The sequence below is a fragment of the Streptomyces sp. TRM64462 genome (assembly GCF_013362995.1).
GTDB lineage: Bacteria > Actinomycetota > Actinomycetes > Streptomycetales > Streptomycetaceae > Streptomyces.
The window spans coordinates 1-5,152 of the sequence record NZ_JABWDV010000265.1 but is presented as its reverse complement, the minus strand read 5'-3'; the positions used below and the strand labels follow the sequence as shown (position 1 = coordinate 5,152).

The 5,152-nt window shown below is 74.9% G+C and carries 6 protein-coding genes; 3 read left to right on the top strand and 3 right to left on the bottom strand.

What is annotated here, in order from left to right; genetic code table 11:
- The coding region (locus HTZ82_RS12525) for a helical backbone metal receptor (protein WP_309235435.1) at positions 1 to 527 on the bottom strand (527 nt) is incomplete at its 3' end.
- Positions 524 to 1,078: a helix-turn-helix domain-containing protein gene (locus tag HTZ82_RS12520; protein WP_175409424.1), complete on the bottom strand. Its 555-nt coding sequence runs from the start codon at positions 1,076 to 1,078 to the stop codon at positions 524 to 526. The genes HTZ82_RS12520 and HTZ82_RS12525, both read right to left, overlap by 4 nt.
- A 174-nt stretch (positions 1,079 to 1,252) precedes the next feature.
- Here HTZ82_RS12520 and HTZ82_RS12515 point away from each other — a divergent pair, with 174 nt between their 5' ends.
- Together HTZ82_RS12515 and HTZ82_RS12510 are read left to right on the top strand one after the other, a co-directional pair.
- Positions 1,253 to 2,161 (top strand): 5'-3' exonuclease, encoded by a 909-nt coding sequence (locus tag HTZ82_RS12515; protein WP_175409426.1) that lies wholly within the window; start codon positions 1,253 to 1,255, stop codon positions 2,159 to 2,161.
- A gap of 59 nt (positions 2,162 to 2,220) precedes the next feature.
- Positions 2,221 to 3,069, top strand: a complete 849-nt coding sequence (locus tag HTZ82_RS12510) for a siderophore-interacting protein (RefSeq protein WP_309235434.1) — start codon at positions 2,221 to 2,223, stop codon at positions 3,067 to 3,069.
- Between the two features lie 173 nt (positions 3,070 to 3,242).
- Here the strand turns inward: HTZ82_RS12510 and HTZ82_RS12505 are convergent, their stop codons facing one another.
- The gene (locus HTZ82_RS12505) at positions 3,243 to 3,875 is read right to left on the bottom strand and encodes a MerR family transcriptional regulator (RefSeq protein WP_309235433.1); all 633 of its coding nucleotides are present in this window, start codon (positions 3,873 to 3,875) and stop codon (positions 3,243 to 3,245) included.
- 210 nt (positions 3,876 to 4,085) lie between these two features.
- On the opposite strand from HTZ82_RS12505, the gene HTZ82_RS12500 reads away from it, so the two are divergent.
- Positions 4,086 to 5,114 (top strand): hypothetical protein, encoded by a 1,029-nt coding sequence (locus HTZ82_RS12500; RefSeq protein WP_254711808.1) that lies wholly within the window; start codon positions 4,086 to 4,088, stop codon positions 5,112 to 5,114.
- Positions 5,115 to 5,152 lie beyond the last annotated feature (38 nt).

The following is a 5,152-nucleotide window of genomic DNA, read 5'->3' as shown; positions in this document are numbered from 1 at the left end:
CCCCCTGCCGCGCCGGCGACGGCACCGCCCATGGGGCCACCGCCCACGGGGCCACCGCCCATGGGGCCACCGCCCGCGCCGGCGACACCGCCCGTGCCGCCCGAGGCGGCGCCCGGCCGCAGGCCCGGGAGCGCGCCCGCGTCCACCGCCGCCCACGCCTCCTCCGCCTCGGCCAGCCAGCGCGGCCGGGACAGGACGCCGCACGCCTCCAGGACGCGGGTCAGTTCGCTCAGCGCCTGGTCGAGGGTGCGGATCTCCGTCACGAGCACGTCGAGGCCGGCCGCGCGCAGGGCCTCCAGGTCCGGGGCGCGGTTCTCCTCCTCGTTGGCGATCACGAGGTCCGGCCGGAGGGAGACGATGGCGTCGACGTCCGGGGTCTTCGTGCCGCGGACGCGGACCACGTCCAGGTCCGCCGGGTGCGCGCACCAGTCGGTCGCGCCGACGAGGGCTCCCGGCGCGGACACGGCGACCGCCTCCGTGAGGGACGGCACCAGGGACACGACCCGCGGCGGCCGCCCGGCCGTCACGGGTCCGCCGTCATGTGCGGGGCCACGGCGACCACCAGCAGCCGCGTGTCGGGCGCCGAGGCCCGCCACCGGTGCCGTACGCCACCCGACAGGTACAGCGTGTCGCCGCGCTCCAGGCGGTAGGCCCGGCCCTCGGCCTCGACCTCGACCGTCCCGTCGGCGACGTACAGCAGCGCGTCGTTGCGGAGCACCAGCTCGCGCCCCGCGTCGTGCTCGCCCGTGAACTCGTCGGCGTGCATCTGGTGCTCCCCGCGCACCAGGGGGCGTACGCCGGCGGGCGCGGCGGTGTCGTCGGCGCCGGCCGCGGCCCGTACGACATCGACCGTACGGCCCGCGTCGCCCGCGTCGAGGAGCTCGACGGCGGTGGTCTTCAGCGCGTCGGCGATGCACTCGAGCGAGCGCGTGCTGGGGCGGGCGCGCTCGTTCTCGATCTGGCTGAGAAAGGGCACGGACAGGCCACTGCGCTCGGCGACCGCGGCGAGGGTGAGTGACAGCGCGCGGCGCCTCCTGCGGACGGCCGCGCCCACCCGGGGCGTCTCCTTGTCGTCCATGTCTCGTCTCCCTCCCTTCCCTCCCTCTTCCGACAACCTTACGCAGCACGAGTACCACCGAGTAGCGCAATCAGTGGAAGCGGCCGTGCGGCGCAGTGCCGCGAGGGCGGTGCGGGTGGTGACGGCGTGGTGTCGGTGGGGTGCGGCATCATGCGTGGTGTGACGCGACGCCTGATGCTCCTCGACACCGCTTCCCTGTACTTCCGGGCCTACTTCGGGGTCCCCGACTCGGTCCGCGCCCCGGACGGCTCGCCGGTGAACGCCGTGCGCGGGCTGCTCGACTTCATCGCCCGGCTGGTGCAGGACCACCGGCCGGACGACCTGGTGGCGTGCATGGACGCCGACTGGCGGCCGGCCTGGCGGGTGGAGCTGATCCCCTCGTACAAGGCGCATCGCGTGGCCGTGGAGACCCCGCAGGGCACGCCGGACGTGGAGGAGGTCCCGGACACGCTGTCGCCGCAGGTCCCGGTGATCGAGGCGGTGCTGGACGCGCTGGGTGTCGCGCGGGTCGGCGTCGCCGGATACGAGGCGGACGACGTGATCGGCACGCTCACCGCCCGCGCCGCGGGCCCGGTGGACATCGTCACGGGCGACCGCGACCTGTACCAGCTCGTGGACGACGCCCGGGGCGTGCGGGTGCTGTACCCGCTGAAGGGCGTCGGCACGCTCCAGGCGACGGACGAGGAGTGGCTGCGCGGCAAGTACGGCGTGGACGGCCCCGGGTACGCGGACCTGGCGACGCTGCGCGGCGACCCCAGCGACGGGCTGCCGGGCGTCCCGGGCATCGGCGAGAAGACGGCGGCGAAGCTGCTGGACGCGTTCGGGGACCTGCCGGGGATCATGGCGGCGCTGGACGACCCCGCGGCGAAGCTGACCCCGGCGCAGCGCAAGCGGCTCGACGAGGCGCGGGACTACGTGGCGGTGGCGCCGAAGGTCGTACGGGTCGCGAGCGACGTACCGCTGCCGCCGTTCGAACCGGCGCTGCCGCACGCGCCGCGGGACCCGGCGGCGCTGGCGGAGCTGGCGGTCCGCTGGGGCCTGGGCGGCTCGCTGGAGCGGTTGCTCGGCGCACTTGCCCGGTGAAAGTGTTAACTTAGGCATGCCTAAGTCAGCCTGAGTCGCTTGAGGACGGGGAGAGCACCGTGGCGTCGGAAGAGTCGGCCCGCAGGACACCGCAGGCCCATGAGGCACGCGTCGTGCGTACGGAGCGGATCGCGCCCCACATGGTGCGGATCGTGCTGGGCGGCGACGGACTGGACGCGTTCGCCACGTCCGGGTGGACCGACCACTACGTCAAGCTGCTGTTCGCGCCGGAGGGCGTGACGTACCCGGAGCCGTTCGACATCGAGCGGATCCGCGCGGAGTTCCCGCGCGACCAGTGGCCCACGAACCGGACGTACACGGTCCGCGCGTGGGACGCGGCGCAGCGGGAGCTGACGGTCGACTTCGTCGTGCACGGCGACGAGGGGCTGGCCGGGCCGTGGGCGGCGCGGGCGCGGGTCGGCGACACGATGCGGTTCCTGGGCCCGGGCGGCGGCTACGCCCCGGACGCGGAGGCGGACTGGCATCTGCTGGTGGGCGACGAGAGCGCGCTGCCGGCCATCGCGGCGTCCCTGGAGCGGCTCCCCGAGGGCGCGGTGGCGTACGCGTTCATCGAGGTCGAGGAACCGGACGACGAGCTGAAGATCGCCGCACCGGACAGCGCGGAGATCCACTGGCTGCCCCGCCGGGGCCGCCCGGTGGGCGAGGCGCTCGTCGCCGCGGTCCGGTCCCTGGACTTCCCGGCGGGCGACGTGCACGCGTTCGTCCACGGGGAGGCGGGCGCGGTGAAGGAGCTGCGCCACCACCTCCGCGTCGAACGCCGCGTACCGCGCGAGCGCCTGTCCATCTCGGGCTACTGGCGCCTGGGCAAGACGGATGAGGCGTGGCGCGCGGTGAAGCGCGAGTGGAACGCCCAGATCGAACGCGAACAGGAACAGGAAGCCGCGTAGGGGCGCACGGCCGCAGAGCCGCAGGGCCCGCAGGGCCGTACGGCCGTACGAAGGGTGCGCCCCGCGCCGGGGCACGCCCCACCCCGAGGGGCTGGGCGCCCGCCGACAGGGCGCCGCCGCCCTGGGGCCGCTCCGCACCGAGCCCGCCGCCCCGTCGGCGGCCGCCCAAACGCCTACTCCGGGCGCTCCGGGTGCCCCGCCCCCTCCGGCTGCTCCCCCGGCGCGTACATCCGGGCCGACGCGTCTACGTGGGCCAGGCGGCGCAGGGACGTGAAGACGGCGTCGCCGAGTACCGTGCCGATCACCGTGCTCTCCACGAGGTTCTCGCGCCCCACCTCCCGGGCGACGTACGCGATGTCCACCTCCGCGACACGCTCCGCCGCCTCCGCGTAGGTGTCCAGCGACAGGTCCCTGAACCGCTCGTGCCCGAGGCGCCGCAGCGCGGCCAGAGCGGCGGCCAGGGACCGGGCCGCCGGGTTGTCGTCCTCGACCCGCCACCCGCGCCGGGCGATCAGCTCCGCGACCTCGTCGCCCGCCGCCTCCAGGTCCGCGTCCGACTCCCCCGCCGCCTTCGGCGCGACATGGTCGTGCGCCGCGCCCAGCACCTTGTGCACCGACCGCGACGGGTCCTCGACCGCCTCCAGCACCTCCCGGATCGCCGACACGGGCAGCCCGCCCACGTCGATGAGCGCCCGGATGAGCTTCAGCCTGCGGACGTGCGACTCGTCGTAGCTGGCCTGGTTCGGGCTGCTGAGCTGCCCGGCCGGCAGCAGCCCTTCCCGTACGTAGTACTTGATCGTCGGCACCGATACGCCGGTCCTGCGGCTCAACTCGCCTACGCGCACGCCGCGTTCACCTCCCTCTTCCCGCCCTGCCCTTGCCAGGGCGACACCCCATCATAGATAGTTCCACTATCGGATAGCGGACAGCACCGCTATCCATGTTCTCTCTGGGGGTGTCTTGTGCCTGCACCTGTACCCGTACTCCACCGGCCGCTCGTCGGCGTCTCGGCCGCCATGGCCGTCCTCGCGGTCGTCTCCGCGCTCGGCCTGGCCGTCGACGACCGGATGCTCGCCGGTGTGCCGATGTGGTCGAAGCCGTTCAAGTTCGCCGTGTCGTTCGTCGCGTACTGCCTGGCCCTGGCCTGGATGCTGTCCATGCTCCCCCGCAGCAGGCCGGTCGCCCGGCGGGTCGGCTGGTGGACGGGGACCGTCCTCGCGGTGGCGGCGGCCGGCGAGATGCTGCTGATCGTCGGTCAGGCGGTGCGCGGCCGGCGCAGCCACTTCAACTACGCGACGCCGTTCGACACCGCCGTCTACAACGCGATGGCCGTCTTCGCCGCCACGCTCTGGATCGCGACGCTGGTGATCGCCGTGCTCCTCTTCCGCGCCCGCATCGCAGACCGCGCGTCCGCCTGGACGCTGCGGCTCAGTGCCCTGCTGGCCCTCGTCGGCGCCGGGTTCGGGATGCTGATGACCCAGCCGGCGCCCGGCCAGGAGCGCGGTGTCTCGGACGTCGTCGGCGCGCACACGGTGGGCGCACCCGACGGCGGCGCGGGCATGCCACTGACCGGCTGGTCGACGACCGGCGGCGACCTGCGGATCCCGCACTTCGTCGGCATGCACGCCCTGCAGCTGCTGCCGCTGCTCCTGCTGGCCCTGGTCACGCTCGCCCCGCGCTTCCCGCGCCTGGCCGACCCGCGCGTACGCCTCCGCCTGATGCTCACGGCCTCCGGCGCGTACGCCGCCGTGGTGGCCCTGGTCGCGTGGCAGGCGCTGCGGGGGCAGCCGCTGACGAGCCCGGACGCCCCGACGCTGGGCGCCGCCGCCACGATCGCGCTGCTCGCCGCCGTCGCGACCTGGGCCTCCCTCCGCACCCCGCCGCCGTCCCCGCCCGCCGACGGGGCGCCGCCCGCGGACGCCGGGGGCCGCGCAGCCGAAGCCGACGACGCCGGAGCCGACGGCGCCAAGGCCGAAGCGGACAGCGTCGAAGCCGAGGCCGACGGCGCCGGAGCCCGCTCCCGCTCCCTGGAGGCCGCGCTGTGACCGTCGTCCTCTTCGAACTGGCCTTCCTGCTGGCCGCG

Bases quoted from the DNA above. Each gene is read 5' to 3' on its own strand.
- HTZ82_RS12520 (WP_175409424.1), bottom strand. From the start codon at position 1,078: ATGGACGACAAGGAGACGCCCCGGGTGGGCGCGGCCGTCCGCAGGAGG.
- HTZ82_RS12515 (WP_175409426.1), top strand. From the start codon at position 1,253: ATGCTCCTCGACACCGCTTCCCTGTACTTCCGGGCCTACTTCGGGGTC.
- HTZ82_RS12500 (WP_254711808.1), top strand. From the start codon at position 4,086: ATGGCCGTCCTCGCGGTCGTCTCCGCGCTCGGCCTGGCCGTCGACGAC.